The following is a 25548-nucleotide window of genomic DNA, read 5'->3' as shown; positions in this document are numbered from 1 at the left end:
ATGATCGTACAATTGCAATTGGAGAATTTGACTTTCCGCTATGCCCGCAAGCAGCCGCCGGTTTTGGATCGATTTTCATTGCAGATGGCCAAGGGGGAAATTGTCGGTCTAGTCGGTGCAAGCGGCAGCGGCAAAAGCACATTGCTGCGACTGATCGCGGGTCTGGAATTGCCGGAAAGCGGACGAATTGTTCTGGGCGGCAAACTGATGACGGACGAACGTGTCTATATCGAGCCGGAGAAGCGCGGCGTAGGGATGGTCTTTCAGAACTATGCGCTGTTTCCCCATCTGACAGCTGCCGAAAATATTCGTTTCGGTCTGCACCGCATGCCGCGCGAGGAACGCCGGAACCGGCTTCAGGAAATGCTGGAGCTGGTCGAAATGCGGGAGTACGCCGATCGTTACCCCCATCAGTTAAGCGGCGGACAGCAGCAGCGTATCGCGCTTGCCCGCGCATTGGCTCCCGGTCCGGCCGTGCTGCTCATGGACGAGCCGTTTAGCAATCTCGACGCGGATCTGAAGGAAAACATTCGCGGAGAGCTGCACGATATTTTGCGAACGGCAGGCACGACTTGTCTGTTTGTTTCGCACGATCGCGCGGATACCGAGGCGGTCTGCGATCGCGCGATCGTCGTCGGAGCTTCGGTTTGATGTTGATAACCATTATCAATTAGAATAGAATTAACTTTTAGACGTTGCCGGAGCTCGGATATCCGGGAGAGGAGGGCCTCTGGTGAAAAAAATTCTTCTAATCGAGGACGAGAAAAATATGGCTCGTTTCATTGAGCTGGAACTGCGGCACGAGGCCTTCGACGTAACTGTCGCCGGCGACGGTATATCCGGACTTCAGATGGCGATTCAGGAAAGCTGGGACCTCATCTTGCTGGATCTGATGCTCCCCGGTATGGGCGGGTTGGAACTGTGCAGCGAAATTCGCAAGACGAGAAGGGTGCCAGTGCTGATCCTTACTGCCAGGGATAGCGTGTCTGATCGCGTTTCCGGGCTGGACAGCGGTGCGGACGACTACATCGCCAAGCCCTTCGCCATTGAAGAGCTGCTGGCCCGTATTCGCGTCGTGTTCCGCCGACAGGCGGAAAGTCTGGAGCAGGGCCCGTCCGTCCTGCGCGTCGCGTCGTTAAGCATGGACCGCGACGCGCGCACCGTGCGCAGGGGAACGCAAGCTATTTCGTTGACCAAACGCGAATTCGCGCTGCTGGAAGCGTTCATGTCCAGCCCTAATCGCGTTCTATCCCGCGAAAGTCTGCTGGACCGGGTGTGGGGCTACGATCGGGCGGTGGATAACAATGTTGTCGATGTGTACGTGCGCTATTTGCGGAACAAAATTGATCTCCCGGAGGAACCCAGTTGCATAGAGAGCGTGCGCGGCGTAGGCTACATCATGCGAGCAACCTGATCAAGCGCATTCTAGGCAGTCATGCCCAAATCCCGATCAAATGGAGGCTGACGCTTTGGTCGGCTTTTCTGCTGTTCTTCCTGTTCGCCGCGTACAACGGGATCCAATCGGTCGTTGCCGAGAGATGGACGGTCGGCCAGGAGCAGAAGGAGATGGAGCGGGAGCTGCGGGAAATCTCCAACCATTTGCTTGCCAAGGAATACGATATCGCAGATAAGGATAATGTTGCGGTACGCAGCTACTTGCAGCGCGTGAACCGGCCCTGGCAACTGATTCGGCTGCTGGATCGGAACGGGAACCCGGTTGTCTCCGTTTCGCAGGACATGCCCGAAGAATGGACGGAGGACGAGGTTTTAAGCAGACGGGGCCCTTTGACGATTTATCAATTTGACGGTTACGTGGAAATTATCCGTAGTATGGAGCACTACGACAGAATGATCGCGGTCTTTTTTCGGGTGATGCTGCTTTGCAGCGTCGGAGCCGTGCTGATCAGCGCGGCTGGGGGCTGGCTGTTGGCCAGGCAGATGTTGAAGTCTTTGCAAACCGTGAACGAAACGATGCGCCGGGTAAAGGAAAACGGCTTGCAGGAACGGGTGGTCCTGGACGGGGCGTACGATGAAATATATTTGTTGAAAAAGATGTTTAACGAAATGATGGAACAGTTGGAACGATCCGCCCGGCAGCAGCGCCAATTCGTCGAGGATGCATCCCATGAGTTGCGCACGCCGATTGCCATTCTGGAAGGACATCTCGGGATGCTCCGGCGCTGGGGCAAGCGCGATGAGGAGATTTTAGACGAATCGCTGCAGATTTCGCTTGAGGAGCTGGCGAGGCTTAAGGCGCTCGTACAGGAGATGCTTTCGCTGACTCATGCCGAGCAGCCGCTTGGCGACGAACCGAACGTCTGCATCGGACCGAAACGGGTGCTGCAGCGGGCGATCCAGAACTTAAGAATGGTTCATCCTACATTTCAGTTCGAATCGGACGTGGCGGAGCTTGCCGGATACGGAGTAGCCATCGCGGCTTCCCGTCTCGAGCAGGTTGTGCTGATTGTGCTGGATAACGCGGTCAAGTATTCGGGCGATAGCCGCAAAATCGAGTTAAAGGCTCGTCTGGCCGGCAAGTTCGTCGTGCTGAGCCTGATCGATTACGGGATCGGCATGGCCGAGCAGGACTTGTCGCGTAGTTGGGACAGATTTTATCGAGCTGAGAAATCGCGCAGCGATAAGATTGGCGGTTACGGGCTGGGCTTGTCCATTGCCAAGCGGCTCGTAGAGCATGCAGGAGGAACAATCGGAATCGCCAGCAGGCAGACAGAAGGCACGACGGTGACCATTCGTTTGCCCCTGCTGGACAACTGTGCCATGCCGGAGTCCGCAGAGTTGCCGGGCGAACCGGCTGCGGAGGGGGGAGGAGAATGAATCAGCGGGCTAGAAGGCTGCTACTGATTCTGATACTGCTGTTGACGGGATGCGGTCAAACTGCGCAACGTCATGTTCAATTGCCGAATGCGGGAGACGGAAAGGGAATTATTCATATTTATTCGGCTAGGCATTACAATGCGGACCGTGCGATCTACGACGCATTCGAGAACAAGACGGGGATCAAGGTCGTAGAGGTGAAAGGAACGGCCGAGGAGCTGGTACAGCGGATGAAGCGGGAAGCGGCGGTGACGGAAGCGGTGGCGGATCTGTTCGTCGCTGTGGACGGCGGGGTGCTGCAGTATGCCAAGGAAGCGGACGTGCTGCAGCCGATTGATTCTGAGGAGATCATACGGCAAGTGCCGGCTCGACTGCGCGATTCCGAGCGCTACTGGGTGGGCATCGCGTCAAGAGCTCGTGCGATCGCCTATGCGAAAGACCGCGTCAAGCCGGAGCAACTGTCCACCTACGAGGCGTTGACGGGTGAACGCTGGCGCGGCAAAGTGCTTGTGCGTTCCTCGGGCAGTCCGTACAATCAATCGCTTTTGGCTTCTTTCATCGCTCTGAACGGTGAGCAAGCTGCGGAAAACTGGGCGCGGGGCATCGTAAAAAATTTGGCTCGTGAGCCAAGCGGCGGCGATCGGGATCAAATTCAGGCCATTGCCAAAGGCATCGGCGATGTGGCGCTGGTGAACACTTATTATCTCGGTCAAATGCTGACTTCGGGAGATCCGGAGGAAGCGGAGGCTATCAAACAGGTGGGGATTTACTATCCCAATCAACAAACGAACGGGACGCATTTGAATATCAGCGGCATCGGATTGGCGAAGCATTCCCCGAACAAGAAGGCTGCTTTATCGCTTATTGCTTTTATTGTAAGCAAGGAAGGCCAGTCGTTGTTGGCGCAGAAAAGCTTTGAGTTTCCGGTGCACGCCGAAGCAGAGATTCCCGAGTTCATGCGCGAGTGGGGAGAGTTCCGTCCGCAGGAGCTCGATTTTGCCCTTCTCTCGCAATTTCACCAACAGGCGACGGAGATGATGCAGCGGGCTGGCTGGAAATAATCGAGAAGAGAAAATACCTTGACAATTCTCCTCCAATCTATATGATATTATAAAGTGAGATGAAAATGATTCTCATTGTCAATTATGTCCAATCCATTGCTTTATGTTGAAGTTTTATAGTCGAGGGGAGTTCAATCATGAAAAAAGTTCTTTTGCCCGCCGTTCTAATGTTTGTTCTGATTGTGAGCGCATGCGGAGGTAAGCAATCCTCGGAGCCAAGCCATGCCGGCGCTTCTTCAAGCGCCGCTGCGGAGAGCAGCGCTCCGGCAAGCAGCGAGGCTGCGAGTCAGAACCCAAGCTCCGGAACCGTCACCTACGAATCCGAGAATGGTCCCGTGGAGATTCCGGCCAACCCGCAGCGGATTATCGGCTTGACGAACGCGCCGAACATTATTTCCTTGGGCGGGCAATTGGTAGGCGTGGACGAGTGGACGAAGAAAAATCCGCTGTTCACCGATAAATTAGCCTCGGTAGAGACGGTATCCGATGCCGATCTGGAGAAGATTATTGAGCTTGAGCCCGATCTGATCATTGCCGGTTCCTGGATGAGCAACCTCGACAAGATGAGCGAGATCGCCCCTACCATTATATATACGTGGGGCAAGCTGGACTATTTGGCGCAGCAGCTCGAAATCGGCAAGCTGCTCAACAAGGAAGCGGAGACGCAGGCGTGGATCGACGATTTCACCAGCCGCGCCAAAGCGGCGGGAGAAGCGATCAAAGCCAAGCACGGTGCCGACGTAACCGTATCCGTGCTCGAATACGATGCGAAGGATTTCTATGTATTCGGCAACAATTGGGCGCGCGGAACCGAAATTTTGTACCAGGCGATGGGGCTGAAGATGACTGATAAGGTAGAAGCGGACGCTCTTGGGCCGGGTTACTACACGCTGTCCCTCGAAGTTATTCCCGAATATGCCGGAGATTTTATCGTCTTGAGCAAAAGTAGTACTGGAGACAACGCGTTTCTGAATTCGGAGACGTGGAAAAATATCCCGGCCGTGAAAGACGGCAAAGTGATCGAGATCGATACGGAAGCCTCTTCGTACAGCGATCCGACGACGCTCGAATATTTGCTGGACATTTTCAAAAAAGGATTTCTGGAAAACTAACGAATCAGACGCAGCCGCTCTCCTTCGTCCTATGGACGCAGGGGAGCGGTTTTTCTATGAAGGGTTATTGACGGATGGACTGGTAAAATGTTACTATCACTCATAGACCGACGGTCGGTCGATCTAATGAAGAGGAATCGTTCGGAGGGAACGTTAATGAGAGTCTCCAAGAAGCCCGAGGAAAGGAAAAACGAAATTCTGGATGCCGCCGAAAGGCTGTTTGCAATTAAAGGCTATTCTCGCGCGACGATTAACGATATTTTGCATGAGGTTGGGATCGCCAAGGGAACGTTCTATTATCACTTCCAATCGAAAGAGGAAGTAATGGATGCGATCGTGATGCGGTATATCGAATCGGGGGTGGAGGCGGCCAAAGCAATCGCCGCAGACACTACGCTGACCGCCCATGAGAAGATGTTCCGGATCGTTGCGTCCGGCGGCCCGGAAACGGGGGGGAAGGAACGGATGATCGAGCAGCTTCACCAGGTCGATAATGCGCAGATGCATCAGAAAAGCCTGGTGGAGACCATCGTCCGCCTTGTGCCCGTACTGACGGGAATTATCGAGCAGGGGATAAAGGAAGGGGTTTTTCATACACAGTACCCGCGTGAAACAGTGGAGTTTCTGCTTGTATCGTCGCAGTTTCTGTTCGATGAAGGCATCTTTCAGTGGGAGCCGGAGGAGTTGGAGAAGAAGGCGACCGCTTTCGCCGCCGTCATGGAATCGACTCTGGGGGCGGAGCGGGGCAGCTTCGCTTATATGATGGGCGTAGTAACGAAAGAGACGAACGGTCCGGCCGCAGTCGGGGAAGGGAGCTGACGTCAAGAAGATGCTTATTCGGATGCTGAGAAGGGATTGGCTTCGCAACAAAAGCATTTCCGCGGCTTTGCTTGTGTTTATCGCGCTATCGGCGCTGCTCGCTTCTAGCGGAGCGAATATGATCGCCGAGTTGTCCAACTCGCTCGGAGCGCTGTTCGCCAAATCCGGCGTGCCGCACTACGTGCAGATGCATGCCGGAGAAGTCGATCGTGCATATATCGATCGGTGGGCGCGAGACAACAGCCTTGTTCGGCAGCATCAGACCGCCGAGATGATCAGACTCGAAGACGCTCATCTTGCGCTGGGCGATAAATCGACGGTCGGAAGCGGCGGTGTAATGGACCATTACTTCGTCCGCCAGAATCCTTACTTCGACCTGCTGCTTAATCTGGACAGCCAAGTGATACAGGTAAAACGGGGAGAGGTTGCGGTCCCGATTTATTACAAGCAGCGCGACGGTCTGGAAATCGGAGACAAGGTGCGGATCGCCGCCGAAGGCTTCGACATGGAGCTTACCGTCTCCGAATTTGTCCGGGATGTGCAGATGAATCCTTCCATTATTCATTCGAAGCGTTTTGTCGTCGACGAAAGGGATTTTGCCCGGCTTAACGGCAGCGGAATCGGAGAGCGGGAATATTTGATTGAATTTCAACTGAAGGATGCCGCCAAGCTTGGCGAATTTAGAACCGCATACGAGACCTCGAGCTTGCCGAAGCTGGGGCCGGCTATCGACCATACGCTGTTCCGCACGCTGAACGCGTTGACGGACGGGCTGCTCGCGGCCGTCATTCTTCTGGTCAGCTTCTTGATCGGGGCGATTGCGATTCTATGCCTGAGATTTACGATTCTTGCGGCGATCGAAGAGGATTACCGGGAGATCGGCGTTATGAAGGCGATCGGGATCGCACCCAAAGAGATTCGCAAGCTCTATTTGCTGAAATACGTGATGACGGCCGCAATCGCATCCATTATCGGCTATGCGACGTCGCTGCTGCTTCATCCGCTGTTTACCCGCAATATTATGCTTTATATCGGCACAGCACCGAAGGGGCCGGCGCTGCAGCTCGTTCCGATTGCCGCCGCTTTCTTTATTTTCGCCATCGTCGTTTTGTTTTGCATGCTGACTTTAAAGCGGTTTAATCGGATTTCGGCAGTGGAAGCGCTGCGCTCCGGAACGGCGGGGGAAGCGCGGCCGTCCGGAACGAAACCGTCGCTGCACAGAAGCAGAACCCTCAGCGTCCCGTTGTTTCTCGCCGTCAAGGATATCGTCGGCCGCTTTAAGATGTATCGGATGCTGCTATTCGTCTTTATAATCAGCTCGTTTATTATGCTTGTGCCGATCAACTTTTTTCATACGGTGCAATCGCCCGACTTTAACAACTATATGGGCATCGAGAAGAGCGATCTGCGTATCGATCTGCAGCACGCCGGCTCAGCCGAGGACGACTATGAGCGCATACTCGCGCAGCTGAAGAACGACAGCGACGTGGAGCGCTACGCCGCGGTGCTTGTCGGCTCGTTCAAGACGATCGGCGCCGAAGGCGCGCTTGAGAATATGACCGTGGAAACCGGGGACTTCACGACGTTCCAGCTGGAATATTTGCAGGGAGCGGCACCGTCGCGGGCCGACGAGATCGCGCTCTCCTATTTGAACGGCCAAGAAATGGAGAAGAAGGTGGGCGATCCGATCCGGCTTATCGTAGACGGTCGGGAAACAACGCTTAAGGTGAGCGGCATCTATCAAGACGTAACGAACGGGGGCCGCACGGCCAAGGCGGCGCTGCCCGTTCGGCCCGAAACGGTGCTTCGCTATGAGCTTGCCGTCGATCTGAAGCCCGGGGTGGACGTCGCCGCCAAAAGGGAGCAGTACGCGCAGGAGATGAATCCGGCGAAGGTGACCGATCTGGCCGGCTACATGGCGCAGACGTTCGGCAATACGATCGATCAGCTCAGGCTCGTCACGAGAGTGGCCACGGCCGTCGCTTTGCTCGTATCGGCGCTCATTACGGCGCTGTTCCTGAAGATGGCCGTAGCCAAGGACGCCGGTCAAATCGCAATTATGAGAAGCATCGGTTTCTCGCTGCGGCATCTCCGCATCCAGTATGCGACGAGGGCGCTAATCGTGCTTGCCGTCGGCATCGCCGTAGGAACCGTGCTCTCCAATACGGCGGGACAGAGCGTAGCGGGATTCGCCATGTCGTTTATGGGAGCCGCGCGCATTCAATTCGCCATCGATCCGCTTCAGGCTTACGTGCTGTATCCGCTTCTGCTGCTGGCCGCCGTATCCGTTACGGCGCTTGTCAGCCTCGTATCGATCAGGAAAATGAACATTTCGGAGATGAATGCGACCTAGGGCGTGTATGCATACACGCCCTAACAAGGAGGAATTGCGATGGGAGTGCTGTTGGAAGCGAAAGAGTTAAGCAAATCGTATGCAAACGGCCCCAATGACGGACAACAGGCGCTGAAAAAAGTGAACCTGCAAGTTCGCAAGGGCGAATTTATAGCGGTAATGGGGCCGTCGGGCTCGGGCAAGTCCACGCTGCTGTATAGCTTGAGCGGGATGGATCGAGCCAGCTCCGGCAGCGTAACGTTTGGCGGCGAGGAAATCTCCTCGTACTCCGAGAAGCGGCTGTCCGAGCTAAGGCTGGCGAAAATGGGGTTTATTTTTCAACACATCCATCTGCTTAAAAACTTGACCCTCTTCGACAACATCGTTTTGTCCGCTTACCTGGCCAAGCGCAGCAGCCGCAAGGAGATTAACTCACGAGCGCTGGAATATATGCGGAAGTCGGGCATTGCCGAGCTAGCCGGCAAGAACATTACGCAGGCGTCGGGAGGGCAGCTGCAGCGAGCCGCCATCTGTCGGGCGCTGATCAATCAGCCGGAAATCGTGTTCGGAGACGAGCCGACCGGCGCGCTTAATTCCAAAACCGCGGGAGAGATAATGGACCTGCTCGCCGATATCAATGAATCCGGTACGACGATTTTGCTTGTGACCCACGATGTTAAGGTAGCGGCGAAGACGGAGCGCATTCTGTTTATGCTGGACGGATCTCTTGTAGCCGAGCGTCGGCTCGGTAAGCTTAAGAAGGAAAAACAGGACGGCAGGGCAAGGGAAGAGGAGCTTGCCGGCTGGCTGGCGAGCCTGGGACTGTAACGACGAGAGGGAGGAGGCAGGAAGATGCCACAATCGGGAACGGAGCAAGCCGAAGGGGAGCGCGTTTTATTTCTGGATTTTTTGGAAAACTTCTAAACTTTTTCCCAATTCGCCGCGTCTTAATATAAGAAGAAATCACATACCGGCGGAGGGCGGAAATCGTGTCCATTGATCTCGGCAAAAGCAGGGCATTCGCATTAATCGGACTCATCACCGGCGGGCTGCTACTGGCATCCTGTTCCGATAGAAATATAAACCTAAGCCCGGCGGCAGTCGGCGAATCTCTCTCGCAGGAAGGGGGACCTGCAGCAGGTGCTGCGACTAATGTCGCGCACGAGCAGCCGATCCCTGGGGACGAGGAGACTTTTCAGACCTATATACTGGCCTCGATTCCCGAGCGGAGCATCTATCTGTTCGCCGAAGAGAATGGCGTTACACTGCAAGTCGGCGATCTCACGCGGCAGTACGATTGGATTTACATGACTCCGCGCGGAATAGAGCCCAGGCTGAAGATTGGGGACTTCGATGCCGATGGCCAGGACGAGTTGGCCGTTAATCTATATATCGGGTCTGGAACGGGAATTTCCGTAGAAGAGCTGCACATCGTCGAGCTTGACGATCTCCGCGATTATCCGCTGTCGGTGGACGACGTCAGATCCCAGATCGATCAAGCGATCGACAGGCTGAAGGCAAGGCATGATATTCCTGGCCGGTATGCGGACAAGGAATTGTCGTTCGGGAATTGGATTGGCTACGAAATAGCCGGAGCGGGGCTGCAGATCGTAATAGGGCTAGGCGTTCCGGAACAGGGGGCGATGCCCGAATACATCGGCGAGCTGACTGCAGAAGTCGGCTATAAGGAAGGAAAATACGAGTTAACGGATTTTCGTTTCGTCGAGGATGAACAGGCAGCGGCTTCCCATGGGGAGAGCGGGTTAGCGGAGCTAGGCGTGAACAACGAATCGGCGGAATCGCCGGACGGCAAGTATGTGGTCGAAGCCTATGGCGTAAATGAGGGTATCGCCGCGGGCGGCTTGCATCCCGCGGAAGGGATCCGACTCGTGAAAGCAAGCTCCGGGGAAGAGCTATGGTCGACTACGGGGTACTACAGTCATTCCTTTGTCTGGTCCCCGAACAGCCGTTATGCGGCCGTATCCTATGAGGCCCGCACTTGGGGAGGAACGATTGTGATCGATGCGCGGGATGGCTCGGAAATCGCACTGCCGGATCTCGAAGCGCTGCGGCGGGAATGGGGCGCGGAGACGACGGTGAACGAGCACCGTTCCGACCCACTGTTCCGGTCCGAGGAATGGCTGGACGATCGCAGGCTGCGCGTGTCGTTCGAATGGTTCGGAGCTGATGGAGAAGGTTACTCCGGGGAGTACGTCTACGACGTCCCCGGAGGCAAGCTTCTCGAACTACGTCCCAACGCTTAAACGATCTTGAATAAGCCTATTTTTCCCGCGATATTGGTTCAATCTCCAACGCTTCTCGTCAAAATGCGGAAGGTGTTCGAAACATCGTGTTCTTCGATCGGCCTGCTGTAATGGAAGCCTTGATGGATCGTACAGCCGAATCCGTTCAAAATTTTCGCAGTATCCTCGTTTTCAACGCCCTCGGCGATTGTCTGCAGCTGGAGGCTTTCGGTCAGTGCCGCAATCGTTTTGACGATGGAATGATTGTATACGTTAGAGCAAATATCCATGATGAAGGAGCGATCGATCTTCAAGCAATCGAGAGGAAACTCCTTAATCCACCGGAGCGAGCTGTAGCCTGTGCCGAAATCGTCCATGGCGAGCTTGACGCCGATGTCTTTCAGCCCCCGCATCGTTGCGATCGTCGTCTGTGCATCCATCGCCATGCTCTCGGTAATTTCCAGCTCAAGCAGATTAGGGTTCATCCCCGTATCGTTAAGAATGTGCTTAACGGTAGCGCACAGATGAACGTCGGCAAATTGCTTGGAGGACAGATTGACGGCGATTTTCAGAGGAGAGTCCGTCTCCGCATGCAGCTGCTTGCCGAAACGGCATGCTTGCTGCAGCACCCATTCTCCGATTTCGATAATGCAATCGGACTCTTCCGCGATCGGGATGAACTCGACCGGAGACACGTCGCCGAGAAGCGGATTTCTCCAACGGATCAGGCTTTCGAAGCCGATTACATTCCCGTTGAGGCAATCGTATTGAGGCTGATAGACGAGTCGAAGCTCCTGCCGTTCGATCGCTTTCTTAAGCTGCAGCTCGATCTGGACCCGGCGTTTGATCTGCTCGTTCAGCGAAGGCTCCCAGAACTTCATCTGATGGCCGCCCTGCTTGCGGGCGACGTACATCGCATTCTCCGCATTGGCGAGCAGCTCGTACGCGCCGTATCCGCTCGCCTCTCCGGAGAAGAGCCCCATGCTGATGCGCATGGGAAGCTGTTGATCGTCCAGCGAGATCGGCTTTATCAAGCTCTGGAAGATGGCTTCTGCGAGCAGTCGGCTGGACTTCTCGCTGCTTGAAGTATAAGCGCACACGAATTCGTCTCCGCCGATGCGCGCCGTATAGAAGTGTTTCTCGTACAGCCCGCAGTTTTCGATGCGCCTGGCGATGATCTGCAAAATACGATCGCCTACGTTACGACCGAACACATCGTTAACGACTTTGAAGTGATCGAGATCGATCGAAGCGATCGTAAGAAGCGATTGCGTCTGATGGATCGTTTCGTCCAGCCAGCGCACGAGAGAGGATCGGTTGGGAAGCTTGGTCAGCGCGTCGTTGTCCCGAAGGAAGACGACTCTCTGCTCCATCTGGCGCTGCGGGCTGATGTCGAAGCTGACCATCAGAATGCTCATCACCTCTCCGTCCCGGAAGACAGGGCGAAGATGGGTCAGCAGATAAAGGCCTTTCCACTGCATCTCGTAGCTGATCAGCTTTTCTCCGTTCCAGGCCTGATTGTAGAAGGCGGATTGATAACGCGCCAGCTCCTGGGAGAACAGCTCGACGGTATCTTTGCCGGCCAACTGGGAAGAGGGCATTCCGAACAAGCTCAACAGCTCGCCTTCGCCGAACATGCATATGTATTTTCCGTTTGCGCGGCACAGCTTCAAAATAAGGCCGCGCTGCCCTCGCAGCGTTCCTCGCAGCTCTTCGTGCACGATCGCCAAATCTTCTTCGATTTTGACTAAATGTGAAAACGATTCCAAAATAAGTTGGTGATTTTGCTCTTGAATTTTAAACAATTGGTCGGATATGGGTTTGTATTTCTGCTTCATAGCGACTTTGCAGCGCAGCAGAAAATTTTCTTCGTGTAGCCCTTCGTCCGTCGGTTGCAGGAGCAGGTCCTTGAAATAGAAGTCGGAAGCTCCGCTATCCAGCGATTCCAGTGCGTACTCCGATCCTTCGTCGGTATAGCTGCTGACCATAATGACGGGAACGGGGCAATCGTGCATAATTTGCTTCAATGCCGTCAGCCCGTCCATAACCGGCATCTCGATGTCCATCGTCACGAGATCGGGGCGCTTCGAAACGATCATCTCGATCGCTTCCAATCCGTTTCTCGCTTCTCCGACTACGATGAAGCTGTCGTCCTTGGCAAATAGCTTGGTCAGAATGCTGCGCACCAAGCTAGAGTCATCCACGATGAGAACCTTATAGGGCGTCATGGGCCACCTCTCCCGGCTTACGATTTCGTCTATTGAAGCTACATCTGGTTGCCGACAAAATCCATTTTCCCACAAATTTATTAGTTTTTTTGCCGAAAGTTTTAAAAAAGTGTTAGGAAAGTGTGAGCGTGCATGCGATAGCGGTTTCGTGTGTCGGATAATTCAAGCTTCTGCCGGTAGTTGTGATATACTGTTTACATCATATACACTTTCTGCGCGGCTTCTTGGCGAAGCTCGCTCACCCTTCAAGGAGAGAACGATGGAACGGACACGTAATGGGAATGTTGGAGACGGGCTGGACGAAGAGGCGCTGCAGAAGCTGCCGAACGGCGCCAAGCTCGGATGGGGGCTGGTCAAACCTTCAACTCGGGGGCCAAAAGGAGAACTCAGCGTCAAGAAGATCGTCGACGCCGCGGTCGCGCTGGCTGACCGGGACGGCCTTGCGGCCGTATCGATGAACCGGGTGGCGTCGTCTCTGGGCTTCACGACAATGTCGCTCTATCGGTATATCGCCAGCAAAGACGATCTGCTCATGCTGATGTACGATTCCGTAAGCGAGCTGGAGTTACCGGAAAGAAAGAGCGGGGATTGGCGGGCCGAGATGCGGGAGTACGTATGGGCGTGCGTGGAGGTATTCGTCAAGCATCCCTGGTTTGGGGATATCCCGGTAACCTCCATCCCGATCATGCCGAACACGCTGAAGATCGTCGATTGGATGCTGGGGACGATGCGCTCCTTTCCGCTGAACGAGCACGAGAAAATGTCGATCCTGCTGCTTCTGAGCAGCTACAGCCGCTCCGTCGGGCTGATCAACCGCGATTTCGGCCAGGCGCTCAAGGCGGGGGCCAATCCGGATACCTTTAACGGGCTGGAATACAGCGCGGCCCTGAAGCAGCTGGTCAAGCCGGACAACTTCCCTCACTTGTATCCGATGGTCATGTCGGGAACTTACGCGGGGGAGAACGAACAGACGAGCACGGTCGGCAACGACTTCGATTTCGGGCTGGAGCGGATTCTGGACGGCGTTCAGCATTATTTGGATACTAGGAAGGGATAACGAAATAAGTAAACGATGAGAAAGAGGGGCGTGTATCTCCTGTAGGAGCGGAGCGTTTGCCTTGGCCGTCGTGAAATTCTCCTGTTGAACATAAGATCAGGGGATGTCCCCTGAGTAGGGTCGTACACAAGATGATCGATTAAGTGATCATCCTTTCGTACGACCCTCTTTATTTATGAGGCGGCTTCTGTGCCGTCTATCGGCGTCCGGCCTTGCGACGGAACGAGATGCCGCACCAAGCGATAGCGACAAGGATGAGCAGCGCGCACCAGCCGACGGCCAGCCAAGCTTGATTGCCGATCGGTGTGCCGGTCAGCAGACCGCGAATCGTCTCGATGACCGGAGTAATCGGCTGATGGTTGGCAACGTCCTGCAGCCAGCCCGGCATCGTCTCCGTCCGTACGAAAGCGCTGGACAAGTAAGGAAGGAACAGCAGGGCAAAGCCGTAGCCGCTGGCTGCGGAAGGGCTGCTCGCGACCAGCCCGATCGCGGCGTACAGCCAGGTGAAGGCGAGAATGAACAGCACGATGATGCCAAGCGCCGCTAACCACTCTGCCGGGCCCGCATTAGGACGAAAGCCGACGAGGAAAGCCACGCCGATGACGACCGCGGTGGCGAGCAGGTTGCGGGTAAGACTGGCGGCGACATGTCCGGTTATGACGCCCATGCTGTGGATCGGCATCGTGCGGAAGCGGTCGATAATGCCGTTCGTCATATCCACGGAGACGTCAACCGCCGTGCTGGAAGATCCGAAGCCGGCGCACAGCAAAATAATTCCCGGGACGACATAGTTGACGTAGTTGCCGCTCGGGTCGAGCGCGCCGCCGAATACATAGGTGAACAGCAGCATAAGCATCACTGGAAGCATGACGGCCATAAGCAGCGCCTCGACGTTCCTTAGGCTGAGACGGACGCTGCGTCCGATGAAGACGGCATTCGCGGCGAAGAAGGATGCCGGCGACGGCGTCAGACGAGACAAGTCATTCATAAGATCGATTCCTCCAAACGCGGTTGGGATGTAAGAGCCAGGAAAACGTCGTCCATACTCGGCTTGCGCAGACTGACCCGCGCATCGGGCGGAAGCAGGGGAGCGAGCTCGGACAGCGCCTGCCGGACGTCAGCGATCGTGCCGGACGTGGCGACCGTTCTCAGCAACGCTTCATTGCGGTCGCGCAGCTCGATCACTTCTTCGCCGAAGCGGGCTTTCAACTCCGCGGCCGTTCCCGTCGCGACGATCCGTCCTCCGTCGATTACCGAGATTTTGTCGGCTAACTGGTCCGCCTCCTCCAAGTACTGCGTCGTCAAGAAGACGGTAACGCCGCGCTCTTTCAATCGAAGGATGATTTTCCATAATGTCTGTCGGCTAATCGTATCAAGGCCTGTCGTCGGTTCGTCCAGGAACAGTACCGGCCGGTCGACGACAAGGCTGACGGCGAGATCGAGCCTTCTGCGCATGCCCCCCGAATATGATTTCACCCGTTTTTTGCCCGCCGCTTCCAGTTCAAATTGCTTGAGCAGTTCTGCCGTGCGGGCCTTGGACTCTGCGGGCGACAGCCCGGAAAGCCTGCAGATCATCCGCATGTTTTCTTCGCCGGTCAGCATTTCGTCCACGGCTGCGAACTGACCGGTCAAGCTGATGGAGCTTTTCACCTTCGTTTTCTCCGCAAAGACGTTGTACCCCGCAATTCTCGCTTCTCCCGCGTCGGCTGCCGTCAGCGTGGACAGGATGTTGATCAGCGTCGTTTTGCCCGCGCCGTTCGGTCCAAGCAGCGCATAGATGCTGCCGGAAGGTACAGACAGGTCGACCCCGTCCAGCACGACTTGTTTGCCGAAGCTTTTCTTCAAACCTTTCGTTTCGATGGCAAATGGATACATTCGATTTCTCCTTTCTCCTCTTAAAACTGTATGTGACATAAACAGTATATTATGCACACTGTTTTTGAGCAACAAATTTTTCCCGGAACGATCGGCGATCGCCTAAAACAATCCTGTTATTGAGAATGATTTTCAATTATAATCGTTGCAGAGAAAAAGAAGCGGGGAGGAGCGTCGCATTGAATTATCAAGACCACGTCCTGTTGTGGAATCAGGCGTTCGTTCAAGTCTTGGATCTGCGTCATACGTATATGGAGCGGGGAGCGGCTCTGCGGGCTTATCGGCTGCCGTCCAGCGCCTTTATTTATATTGTTCGCGGAAGCGCGATCGTCGGTTTGGACGGAGAGAGCAAGCCGCTGGAGCGATTTCACGTGCTGCACGGGGGCAAGGGCATGTGCCTGGAGATTGAGGCGCAGGAGCTGCTCGAATATTATTTGATTTTGTATAAGGCGAATGTGCCGCTGCCCTGCCGCCAAGAGCTTGCAAGCCTGCTGGATAAGGAGAAGCCGTTCCATCTGCGATACGACTTTAAGCCCGGGGATCCGCTTGCCCTGTTCGATCCGCTCGTTCGGATGAACCGAAGCTGGCAGGGAGAGAAGCCGGAGGAGCGACTATATGCCAAAGCTCTATTTTACCGATTCGTGCACGAGCTGCTGCGGCAGTTCGCCGACCAAGGCGTTGCCGCGTTTAAGCCCGATCCGGCCGCGCAGGCGGTACGCTATATTCACGAGAACTACAAAGAGCCCATTACGCTGGAAGCTCTTGCCGAGCTGCTCGACTGCCATCCCCGGCACCTGCAGCGGCTGTTCAAAACCAGGACGCTAACGAGCCCGATCGACTACCTCATTCGCGTGCGCATGAATAGAGCGAAAGAACTGCTGCTGACGACGGATTTCGTCCTTAAGGATATAGCTGAGTGCGTCGGCTACGCAGACAGCTATTATTTCAGCCGGCTGTTCAAGAAGTCCGAGGGAGTTTCGCCGATACGCTTCAGGGAGAACGCCGGCGTCTCCGATCTGGGCGGCAGTCGCTATAATCCATTTCGTTTGTCCGGATTCTCTATTGTGAAGGACGCTTCGTCTCGCTATATTGTTGATGAGTATGAGAATCATTATCAATTGGAGAGAGAGGGAGTCTTACACATGCATTGGCAAGCCAAATCTAGAACACTCGCATTCGCAACTTTGCTGCTCGGTCTATCTTTATTGCTTGGAGCGTGCGGCGCAGCAAACAACAGTCCTTCCGCAAGTCCGGCGGCTTCGTCCGGCAGCGCCGCTACGCCGTCGCCGTCCGCATCCGCGTCGCAGGCGTCCGAGAGCGAGGCGCCGCGCGTCGTCAAGCACGCGATGGGCGAAGAGACGCTCGTCGGCACGCCGAAGCGCGTCGTCATTCTGACCAACGAAGGAACGGAGGCGTTGCTTGCGGTCGGCATCAAGCCGGTCGGAGCGGTGCAATCCTGGATCGGGGACCCATGGTACGACCATATCAAGGACGAAATGGAAGGCGTAACGGCGGTAGGGGACGAGATTCAACCGAACGTCGAATTAATTGCCAGCCTTGAGCCGGACTTGATTATCGGCAATAAAGTCAGGCAGGAAAAAATATACGAGCAGCTGAAGGCGATCGCTCCGACCGTATTCGCGGCTGATCTGGGCGGCAACTGGAAGGAGAACTTCACGCTGTACTCCGAAGCGGTCAACAAAAAGGCGGAAGGCGAAAAGGCGATGGCCGAGTTCGACAAGCGCGTCGAGGAAGTGAAGGCCAATCTGGGAGACAAGGCGGCGACGAAAGTGTCGTTGGTCCGTTTCTCGGCCTCGCAGGTTCGGATCTACCAGAAGCAAACTTTCGCGGGAGTGCTGCTGAACCAGCTTGGAATCGCCCGTCCGGAGGCGCAGGATAAGGACGCGTTCATCGAGGTCATGACCAAGGAGAACATTCCGAGTATGGACGGGGACGTCATGTTCTACTTCGTATCGGAAAACCAGGGCTCTACGGATGCGGCCAAAGTGGTGGAAGAATGGATGAACGATCCGCTGTTCAAAAACTTGAACGTAGCCAAGAACAATAAGGTGATTCAAGTGGACGAAGCGATCTGGAACACGGCCGGAGGCTACGAAGCGGCGAACCTGCTGCTGGACGAGCTGAGCGCCTACTTCGAAGTGAAATAAAACAAGGTACGCCGGCAAGCTGACGCTCGTAACGCGTCGGCTTGTTGAGCTTCGGGCGACGGGTGAGGCAGTTGAAGCAATTAAAGCAATCCAAGCAATCCAAGCATTCAAAGGAAAATACGTTTCGTTTACATAACCGCAGGCTGAGGCTGGCCGGTTTGGTCGTTGGCGCGGTGCTGCTGCTTGTAAGCGTCTTATTGAGCGTTTTGCTCGGTCTTCATCGTTATGGAATACCGGAGTTGTGGCAAGCTTATCGCCATTTTGACGGTTCCAACGACCATCTGATTTTGACGACGACTCGGGTTCCGCGGGCGCTTGTGGCGCTTGCCACGGGAGCCTGTCTTGCCGTTGCGGGAGCGATCATGCAAGTTGTTACGAAAAACCCGCTGGCGTCGCCGTCGGTGCTAGGCATCAACTCGGGCGCGTCGCTGTTTGTCGTCGTCGGTTTGATTGCCTTCGGCTCGTCCCTGACGCTTGGCGGCATGATCTGGATTGCGTTCGCTGGCGCAATCGCGGCTGCCGCGTTCGTCTATGCGATCGGCGCCCGCGAACGAGGCGGATTCGAGCCGGTCAGGCTGACCTTGGCCGGAGCGGCGATCGCGGCTTTCGCGTCGTCGGTCACGTCCGGGCTGATGCTGCTTCACAAGCAATCGCTGGAATCCGCCTTGTTCTGGATGATCGGATCCGTCGCAGACAGGAAGCTGGAGCATCTGGCGGACGTTGTCCCCTACATGCTGGCAGGATTGGCTTTGGCAATGCTGCTGTCGGGATCGCTGAACGTCATGGCGCTCGGCGACGACAACGCCAAGAGCCTCGGCCAGAGGCTCTTGCTCTCCCGAGCGGCGGCGGCGGTCGCCGTCGTGCTGCTCGCGGGCAGCTCCGTCGCCATCGCCGGTCCGATCGCGTTCGTGGGTCTCGTAGTTCCGCACCTGTGCAGGGAGCTCGTCGGCAACGACCACCGCTGGCTGCTTCCCTATTGCGCGATAACGGGCGCCATTCTCCTTGTTGCGGCCGATCTGGCTTCGCGGTTCGTCCTGATGCCGAAGGAAGTTCCCGTAGGAGTCGCGACGGCGCTAATCGGTGTTCCGTTTCTGATCCGCGTCGCGAGAAGGAGGAAACATGAGTAGGCGGAATTCGCGCAGGTCGTTGTACCTGCTGCTGTCGTTAACCGTGTTGACGGTGTTCATTGCGCTAATTTGTTTGTCGATAGGAGGAGCGAACGTTCCGCTCAAGGAGGTCGTTCTGTCTTTGCTCGGAAGGAACGACCAAGGCAGCGATCTGATCGTCATGAAGCTGCGGATGCCCAGAATCTTGGCGGCGCTGCTGGTCGGGGCGGCTTTGGCCGTGTCCGGCGCGCTGCTGCAAGGCGTCGTTCGCAATCCGCTCGCTTCCCCCGATCTGATGGGAGTGACGGGAGGCGCTTCGGTTGCGGCCGTCGCCTTCATGACATTGTTCCAGGGATACAGCGTTCACTGGATTCCGGTCGTAGCGATCGGCGGAGCTTTCGTTGCGGCCGCGATCAACTACGTGCTGGCCTGGAGCAAGGGCGTGTCGCCGATGAGGCTTGTGCTGATCGGAATCGGCATCTCGACGGCCGCCGGCGCGATCACGATGTTCCTGCTGATCAGCGGTCCGGCGTATCTCGCCGCTCAAGTGCTGAACTGGATGACGGGAAGCGTCTATGGAACCAATTGGACGTACATTCAGGCGTTGTGGCCTTGGGTCGCTCTATTCGTGCCGCTCGCTCTGCTTTACGCTAAGGAATTGAACGTGCAGTCGCTGGGAGACGCCGCAGCCATTGGACTGGGCAGCCGCCTTCAGCTTCATCGCATTATCGTTATCGGCATCAGCGTCGCGTTGGCGGGAGCGGCGGTCGGCGTAGCCGGCACGCTGTCCTTTATCGGACTGTTGGCGCCCCATATGGCTAGAAGGCTTGCCGGCCGCTCGCATGCGAGAATCATTCCGATCTCTGCGCTGCTTGGCGCCAATCTGCTGATGCTGTCCGATCTGGCAGGCAGAACGCTGTTTCAGCCTCTCGATATTCCCGCCGGCGTATTTACGGCAGGAATCGGAGCGCCGTTCTTCCTGTATTTGCTCATGCGAAGAGGGAAGGCGAGGACGTAAACCGGGCGGTTGTCCGGAACGCGACGATTGTCCGGCTGCCGTCTGGCGTGTACACTGAAAGTATATCGTTAATAAATAGCCGGAGGACGGATACTCGACCTATGGATGAACTATATACGTGTACGGGTGCATGGCGGACCGTGCTGCAAGCTGCGGATGGAGCGGACAGGCGCTGGATGGACGGCCACTGTCTGTTTGCCGTCCTTGGGGGCAAAGGTCGGCTTTCGATCGACGAGGAGCAATGGCTTTTGCATCCGGGGACGGTGGTCTTCTGCAACCCGAACCGGCTGGTAGATATGCAGGCGGCCGATCGGCGCCATCTCGAAGTCGCCTGCGTCCGCTTCAGGATCGTTCGCCGCAGCGAAGCGGCGGACGAAGCGGGCGTCTATCGGGAATGGACGAACGGCTGGCTGACGGACGGGGCGATAGAGACCGGAGCTTCCTATCGGGCGGCAGAGCTGATTCGGGACATCCTGGCCGCTTCCGCTTCGGCGGATGCCGGCGACGTTCAGCTTATGCGCAGGGACATCCTGCTGTACGAGCTGCTGCTGCAGCTTAGGGAGATCGGTTCGACGGCTATGAGCCAAGCTGCGGCTCCGGACCACCGGACGGCGATCCGTACGGTGATCTCGCATTTGCAGCAGCATTACCAGGAGGAGATCACGAGAGAAGCGATGGCGGCGTTGGCCGGCTTTCATCCGCGCGTCTTCTCCGGGCTGTTCAAGCAGGAGACCGGAATCGGCTTCGCCGACTATTTGGCCGACATCCGCATTCGCAAGGCGAAGGAGCAGCTATTGCTCACCCGCGACAATCTGGACGAGATCGCGCGCAATGTCGGCTACTCTAACGGGCTGTATTTAAGCCGAAAGTTCAAGCAGGCGACGGGGTTCTCGCCGAAGGCTTATTTGCGCGAGCCGAAGCGGGTCGTCATTTACGATTTGATCGGCAGCTTGCTGGCGCTCGGCGTACAGCCGGTCGGAGCCTCTTACTTCTACGGGCTGGCGAAACATCCACTGCTGCGAGAGGAATTGCAGGGGATCGCGGACGTCGGCCGGACATCGGTACAGCCGGTTATCGATCTGGAGCCCGAGTTGATCGTCGTTCCGCTGTGGCTCGGTTCGGAGCTGATCGGCAAGCTGCAGGCGATCGCGCCGACGATGATCGTTCCTTACGGAGATCCGGTCGATCGGATGCGCCGCTTGGCCGAGACGCTAGGCAAGCGCGAAGAAGCCGAAGCTTGCGTGTCCGGCTATATGGAACGGGCGAAACAAATCCGGGAGGAAATCGTCGAGGCGATCGCCCCCGGCGAGACGGTCGGCCTCTACGAGCTTAGTTCCGACAGCGTCTGGGTATTCAGCGAGTTTCACGGCCGCGGAGGGTACAATCTGTATCGGGCGATGGGGCTTGAGCCCCCGGAGAGCGTTCGACGGCACGTTATGGGCAGAGGCATGATTACCGAGCTGCGGATCGAGCAGCTGCCGGAGTATGCGGCGGACCATATGTTCGTCTGTTATCCGTTTACGGCCGAGAGCGAACAATGGGTTACCCGGATGATGCAGCATCCGGTATGGAGCTCGCTCGATGCGTACCGTCGCAACCGCATCTACTTTATCGACCGGCAGCTTTTTCACTCCGCGGACGTGCTGTCGATGATCAAACAGCTTGAGCTGCAGAGGGAGCTGCTGTTGAAGCATAGGGGAGCAGGCGGCGGTCCCTGCGTTTTTGTGCATGAAAAGAATGACTTTAATCCATAGACGGGCGCGTCCTTCCTGATAAAATAAAACTGTCTGGTGATAATGAGAATCGATCTCAATTTAGCCGACAGGTTATATATTCGGGAGGAGTAACGAAGAATGGATTCGAAACGTGGAAACAGATTGTTGTACGTGCTGGTTGTCGCCGCGATGATGAGCATGCTGCTTGCAGGGTGCGGCGGCAATAATGATAAAGCGGGGAATGCAGCCGCGACTGAGCCGGCCGGTACGGAACAGGCGACACCGTCTCAGGATCAGGGGTCGTCCCCTCAAGCTAGCGAGTCTCAGAAGGAAGAGCCGACGGAGCGAACGCTGGTCGACCCGCTCGGTCACGAGGTCATCGTGCCTGCCAAGCCGCAGCGCGTGCTTGCTTCTTATCTGGAAGATTATTTGGTGGCGCTTGGCGTCGTTCCGGTGGCGCAGTGGTCGGTCGGCGGCTCGCCGATGGGATATTTGCAAGGAGAACTGGCGAATATCCAGACGGTACCGCACGATCTTCCATTCGAAGCGGTAACCAGCCTGGAGCCGGATTTAATTCTGATCGGGGACGAATCGCTTATTGCGGACGGAAAATACGACACCTATTCGAAGATCGCTCCGACATACGCGCTTGGCCAAGAAGTGAATGCGGACTGGCGCAAGGCGCTGCAGAAGGTGGGCGAGGCGCTGGGCAAAGCCGACGAAGCGCAGGCAGCGTTGGACTCGTATGAGAAAGAGCTGCAGAGCGCACGCGATAAGATCGATGCGAAGTATGGCGACAAGCGTCCTTCCGCAACTGCCATCTGGCTGGTCTCGAAGACGTTCTGGATGGTCAGCGACAATCAGTCAAGCGGCGACGTGCTGTACCGGGATCTCGGACTTGCCGTTCCCGAGCTCGTCCAGCGCATCTCCAAAGGCGAGGGCGGCATCTGGAAATCGGTGTCGCTGGAAGCTTTGTCCGAATTGGACGCCGATCACATTTTCCTGGTCAACAGCGATACCGCAACCGGGTCGGAGGCGCTGAAGGACCCGGTCTGGCAGAGCGTCAAGGCGGTTAAAAACGGCAATGTCCACGAATATCCCGCAGACTCGAGCTGGCTGTACACGGGAATCATCGCCAATCGACAGATCGTTGAGGACGTGCTGGAGAGTATTGCGCCATAAAAAATGCTTGTTAAGAAAAGCCTTCCGTTCCCGCCGCTGGCGGGCCGGGAGGTTTTTGTCTATAACGCGGCGAAAGGGTCGCCCGTTCCGATTCCGTGTTTTATATTCGAAAGTTGCCGCGGCTTGCAGGAATTTTGCCGCAGGCTGCGAATCGATAATGCGATACCTTATCTACAAGGAAGAAGGCGATCGCGTTGAGCAGGCAAGTTAACGTTGGAGTTATCGGATTAGGCGGAATGGCGCGGTTTCATATCGAGCAGCTGGAGAAGGTCGAGGGCGTAAGGATCGTTGCCCTGTGCGATGTTAGCGAGGAAGCGATGGCCGAAGTCGGCGCCAGGCTGAACGTGTCGGAGGAGCGGCGCTATCGCGAAGCCGGGGCGCTGATCGCCGATGCGGGGGTCGAAGGCGTCGTAGCGGTGACGCCGAACGATTCGCATGCGGCGATTTTGCTGGGCTGCATCGCGGCCGGCAAGCCGCTGTTCGCGGAGAAGCCGCTGACGCGGACGCTGGACGAAGCGCGCGAGGTGCTGGAGGCGTATCGGAGCAGTCCGATTCCGCTGCTGATCAATTTCTCGTATCGCAACGGACCGGCCTTCCAAGCTGCGCGAAAGTTCGTCGCCGAAGGCAAGCTTGGCCGCATCAATCATCTGTTCGTGCAATATTTGCAGGACTGGGGCTCGACAGTGAAGAATACGCCGTTCCTATGGCGCTTCGACGAGGCGGTAACAGGGACAGGCACGCTCGGAGACCTCGGCTCGCATATGATCGATGTTGCCGAATATTTGACCGGCGGCCGCATGGCCGAGCTTCAGGCGATGCTTACGACGATCGTGCCGGAGCGTGCGGATTTGAGGAGTGGCGAGCCCGTCCCCGTTCGTGTCGACGACTTCGCCTGCTTTAATGCGCGCTTCGCGGACGGAGCCGTCGGCGTGTTCCAGACGTCGCGCAACGCGCTCGGCTCGGGCAATCAGCACGAGGTTGCGCTATACGGGGAGAAGGGAACGCTGCGCGTCAGCACCCTGAACGACCGTGAGCTCGTCTGGACATATCCGACGGAGGACGGCAGGGAGACGGTAACGGAGACGATCGACGTTGCCGGGAACGAGGGGCTGAATCCGTGGGCGGAGTTTGCGGCGAGAATCCGCGGCGATCGCCCGGCCAACCCGCTGTTTGCCGGGTTGGAGGACGGCTATCGCAACCAACTGCTGTTGGAGACGGTCGTGCGGGCGAACGCAGCCCGGGCCGCGGTTGCGGTCGAGGCAGAATAAGAGACTGGCTCCCTACAAAAGGTGTCGAGCATTCCGATTGCGATCGGAACGTTCGACACCTTTTTGCTATGCGCGCGATCGAAGCTTTGATGAAGTACGGAACGGAATCCCCCTTAAGCGTAATGTAAGCGGTTTCCGATGGTCTTCGGTTTCCCGCATACTGAACGGGCAACGACATCCAAATCACGTTGACGGGGGAGAACAATCGATGAAAAAAAGCTTATCGGCATTGCTGGCGTTTGCATTAATTATCGTTTTGGCTGCATGCGGCGGAGGCAACAACGGGGCGACTCCAAGCGGAAGCGCAAGCGAAAGTGCTAAACCGAGCTCGCCGTCTGCAAGCGCCGCGAGTCCGGAAGCCAAAGTTACCATCGAGTATTGGCACACGTATTCCGATTCCGAGGAGAAGGTGCTGCTGGAGAAAATCAAGCCAAAGTTCGAGTCCGAGTACCCGAACATCGAGCTTAAGCTGACACGCATGCCGTACGAGGGGCTGAAGGATCAGGTCATCGCGGCGGTGGCGGGAGATGCGGCTCCGGATTTGATGCGGATGGACATCATCTGGGTGCCCGAGCTTGCCTCGAAGGGCGCGTTGAAGAAGCTGAGCGACCTGCCCGGCTTCGACGATGTGAAGAGCAGCGTGTTCGACAGTCCGATGCAGACGAATATTTTCAAAGACGAATATTACGGCGTGCCGCTGAACACGAATACGAAAATTGCGATCTACAACGCGGCAACGTTAAAGGAAGCCGGTCTGGATCAGGCGCCCGCGACGATGGATGAGCTTGTGCAGGCGGCTCGCAATCTCAAGGAGCAAGGAAAGCAGGGCATCGGCATATCGAGCATCGGGGCCTGGGGCGTGCTGCCGTACTTCTGGAGTCTCGGAGGCAAGGTGACCAGCGACGACTATAAGCAGGTGGACGGCTACTTGAATAGCCCGGCAAGCGTCGAGGCGCTCGAGAAGATCGTGAGCTGGAACAACGAGGGGCTTGTCATTCCGGCGCTGCTCGGCGGGGAGCCGGGCTCGTGGGACGGTCTGAAATCGGGCCAATATATGATGATCGACGACGGGCCGTGGTTTTTCAGCATCATGCTTGGCGATGCGGAGAGCGCGTTTAACCCGCTCGAACAGACGGTAAGGGCGCAGATGCCGGCCGGACCCGGAGGCAGCATCTCGGTCGTCGGCGGCGAGAATCTCGTCACGTTCGCCAATTCCAAGCACCCGGAGGAAGCGTGGACGTTCATGAAGTGGATGCTTGGCAAGGAGCCGCAGCAAATCATGGTCGAGGCCGGCATGGTGCCGACGAATCGCGAGGCGGCGCAGGCGATCGATGCGAGTCAAAATCCGTATATCGGCCCGTTTATCGAGCAGCTTAACACGGCGCTGCCGCGCACGCCGATCCCGCAATGGGGCGAGATGGAAACGATCTTTAACTTGAGCCTGGAGAAGGCGATTCGCGGCGAGCAGACGGCGGCGGAGGCTCTGAACGACGCAGTGAAGCAGATTAACGCCATTCTGGGCGAATAGT

20 protein-coding genes are annotated in these 25548 nt (G+C 56.6%); 17 read left to right on the top strand and 3 right to left on the bottom strand.

The features are described from left to right. Window positions 1-3: 3 nt before the first annotated feature. The 9 genes from J4772_RS19135 to J4772_RS19095 all read left to right on the top strand — a co-directional run bounded on the left by J4772_RS19135 (window position 4) and on the right by J4772_RS19095 (window position 10423). A complete protein-coding gene (locus J4772_RS19135) occupies window positions 4-651 on the top strand; it encodes an ABC transporter ATP-binding protein (RefSeq protein WP_209077280.1) in 648 nt (215 codons plus the stop codon). Between the two features lie 82 nt (window positions 652-733). Next, a complete protein-coding gene (locus J4772_RS19130; RefSeq protein ID WP_305827874.1) occupies window positions 734-1414 on the top strand; it encodes a response regulator transcription factor in 681 nt (226 codons plus the stop codon). Then, window positions 1366-2835, top strand: a complete 1470-nt coding sequence (locus J4772_RS19125; RefSeq protein ID WP_209076767.1) for a sensor histidine kinase — start codon at window positions 1366-1368, stop codon at window positions 2833-2835. The genes J4772_RS19130 and J4772_RS19125 overlap by 49 nt, the downstream gene beginning before the upstream one ends. Then, complete coding sequence (locus J4772_RS19120; protein WP_209076764.1) at window positions 2832-3896, top strand: extracellular solute-binding protein; 1065 nt, start codon at window positions 2832-2834, stop codon at window positions 3894-3896. The genes J4772_RS19125 and J4772_RS19120 overlap by 4 nt, the downstream gene beginning before the upstream one ends. A gap of 137 nt (window positions 3897-4033) precedes the next feature. After that, window positions 4034-5008 carry an iron-hydroxamate ABC transporter substrate-binding protein gene (locus J4772_RS19115; protein ID WP_209076762.1) on the top strand — a complete coding sequence of 325 codons (975 nt, stop codon included), beginning with the start codon at window positions 4034-4036 and terminating at the stop codon, window positions 5006-5008. A 156-nt stretch (window positions 5009-5164) separates the two neighbouring features. Continuing rightward, complete coding sequence (locus tag J4772_RS19110) at window positions 5165-5827, top strand: TetR/AcrR family transcriptional regulator (protein WP_209076759.1); 663 nt, start codon at window positions 5165-5167, stop codon at window positions 5825-5827. Window positions 5828-5837: 10 nt separating this feature from the next. Then, entirely contained in the window at window positions 5838-8180 is a 2343-nt protein-coding gene (locus J4772_RS19105) for an ABC transporter permease (protein ID WP_209076756.1), read from the top strand. Window positions 8181-8219: 39 nt separating this feature from the next. Beyond that, entirely contained in the window at window positions 8220-8987 is a 768-nt protein-coding gene (locus tag J4772_RS19100) for an ABC transporter ATP-binding protein (RefSeq protein WP_209076754.1), read from the top strand. A 161-nt stretch (window positions 8988-9148) separates the two neighbouring features. After that, window positions 9149-10423 carry a hypothetical protein gene (locus J4772_RS19095; RefSeq protein ID WP_209076751.1) on the top strand — a complete coding sequence of 425 codons (1275 nt, stop codon included), beginning with the start codon at window positions 9149-9151 and terminating at the stop codon, window positions 10421-10423. 38 nt (window positions 10424-10461) lie between these two features. Here the strand turns inward: J4772_RS19095 and J4772_RS19090 are convergent, their stop codons facing one another. Beyond that, a complete protein-coding gene (locus J4772_RS19090; RefSeq protein WP_209076748.1) occupies window positions 10462-12630 on the bottom strand; it encodes an EAL domain-containing protein in 2169 nt (722 codons plus the stop codon). A gap of 259 nt (window positions 12631-12889) precedes the next feature. Between J4772_RS19090 and J4772_RS19085 the strand changes: the two genes are divergently transcribed. Beyond that, a complete protein-coding gene (locus tag J4772_RS19085; protein ID WP_209076745.1) occupies window positions 12890-13687 on the top strand; it encodes a TetR/AcrR family transcriptional regulator in 798 nt (265 codons plus the stop codon). Window positions 13688-13883: 196 nt separating this feature from the next. Here the strand turns inward: J4772_RS19085 and J4772_RS19080 are convergent, their stop codons facing one another. Together J4772_RS19080 and J4772_RS19075 are read right to left on the bottom strand one after the other, a co-directional pair. Beyond that, window positions 13884-14675, bottom strand: a complete 792-nt coding sequence (locus tag J4772_RS19080; protein ID WP_116060393.1) for an ABC transporter permease — start codon at window positions 14673-14675, stop codon at window positions 13884-13886. Beyond that, on the bottom strand, window positions 14672-15562 hold the full coding sequence (locus J4772_RS19075; protein WP_209076742.1) for an ATP-binding cassette domain-containing protein: 891 nt from the start codon (window positions 15560-15562) through the stop codon (window positions 14672-14674). The genes J4772_RS19080 and J4772_RS19075 overlap by 4 nt, the downstream gene beginning before the upstream one ends. A 179-nt stretch (window positions 15563-15741) precedes the next feature. Between J4772_RS19075 and J4772_RS19070 the strand changes: the two genes are divergently transcribed. The 7 genes from J4772_RS19070 (at window position 15742) to J4772_RS19040 (ending at window position 25547) form a co-directional block, all read left to right on the top strand. Then, window positions 15742-17730 carry an ABC transporter substrate-binding protein gene (locus tag J4772_RS19070; protein ID WP_247741150.1) on the top strand — a complete coding sequence of 663 codons (1989 nt, stop codon included), beginning with the start codon at window positions 15742-15744 and terminating at the stop codon, window positions 17728-17730. A gap of 71 nt (window positions 17731-17801) precedes the next feature. Further along, window positions 17802-18857: a FecCD family ABC transporter permease gene (locus J4772_RS19065; RefSeq protein WP_209076739.1), complete on the top strand. Its 1056-nt coding sequence runs from the start codon at window positions 17802-17804 to the stop codon at window positions 18855-18857. Further along, window positions 18850-19854 carry a FecCD family ABC transporter permease gene (locus J4772_RS19060; protein WP_209076737.1) on the top strand — a complete coding sequence of 335 codons (1005 nt, stop codon included), beginning with the start codon at window positions 18850-18852 and terminating at the stop codon, window positions 19852-19854. The genes J4772_RS19065 and J4772_RS19060 overlap by 8 nt, the downstream gene beginning before the upstream one ends. A 101-nt stretch (window positions 19855-19955) precedes the next feature. Continuing rightward, window positions 19956-21608 carry a helix-turn-helix domain-containing protein gene (locus tag J4772_RS19055; protein WP_209076735.1) on the top strand — a complete coding sequence of 551 codons (1653 nt, stop codon included), beginning with the start codon at window positions 19956-19958 and terminating at the stop codon, window positions 21606-21608. A 99-nt stretch (window positions 21609-21707) separates the two neighbouring features. After that, window positions 21708-22751: an ABC transporter substrate-binding protein gene (locus J4772_RS19050; protein WP_209076732.1), complete on the top strand. Its 1044-nt coding sequence runs from the start codon at window positions 21708-21710 to the stop codon at window positions 22749-22751. Window positions 22752-22945: 194 nt separating this feature from the next. After that, on the top strand, window positions 22946-24019 hold the full coding sequence (locus J4772_RS19045) for a Gfo/Idh/MocA family protein (protein WP_209076729.1): 1074 nt from the start codon (window positions 22946-22948) through the stop codon (window positions 24017-24019). A gap of 208 nt (window positions 24020-24227) precedes the next feature. Then, window positions 24228-25547, top strand: coding sequence for an extracellular solute-binding protein (locus tag J4772_RS19040; RefSeq protein WP_209076727.1), 1320 nt, complete (start codon window positions 24228-24230; stop codon window positions 25545-25547). Window position 25548: the final 1 nt, after the last annotated feature.

The sequence above is a fragment of the Cohnella sp. LGH genome, assembly GCF_017671885.1.
Classification (GTDB): domain Bacteria; phylum Bacillota; class Bacilli; order Paenibacillales; family Paenibacillaceae; genus Cohnella; species Cohnella phaseoli.
The sequence above is the reverse complement of the archived record's forward strand: the minus strand, read 5'-3'. Positions and strand labels throughout refer to the sequence as shown.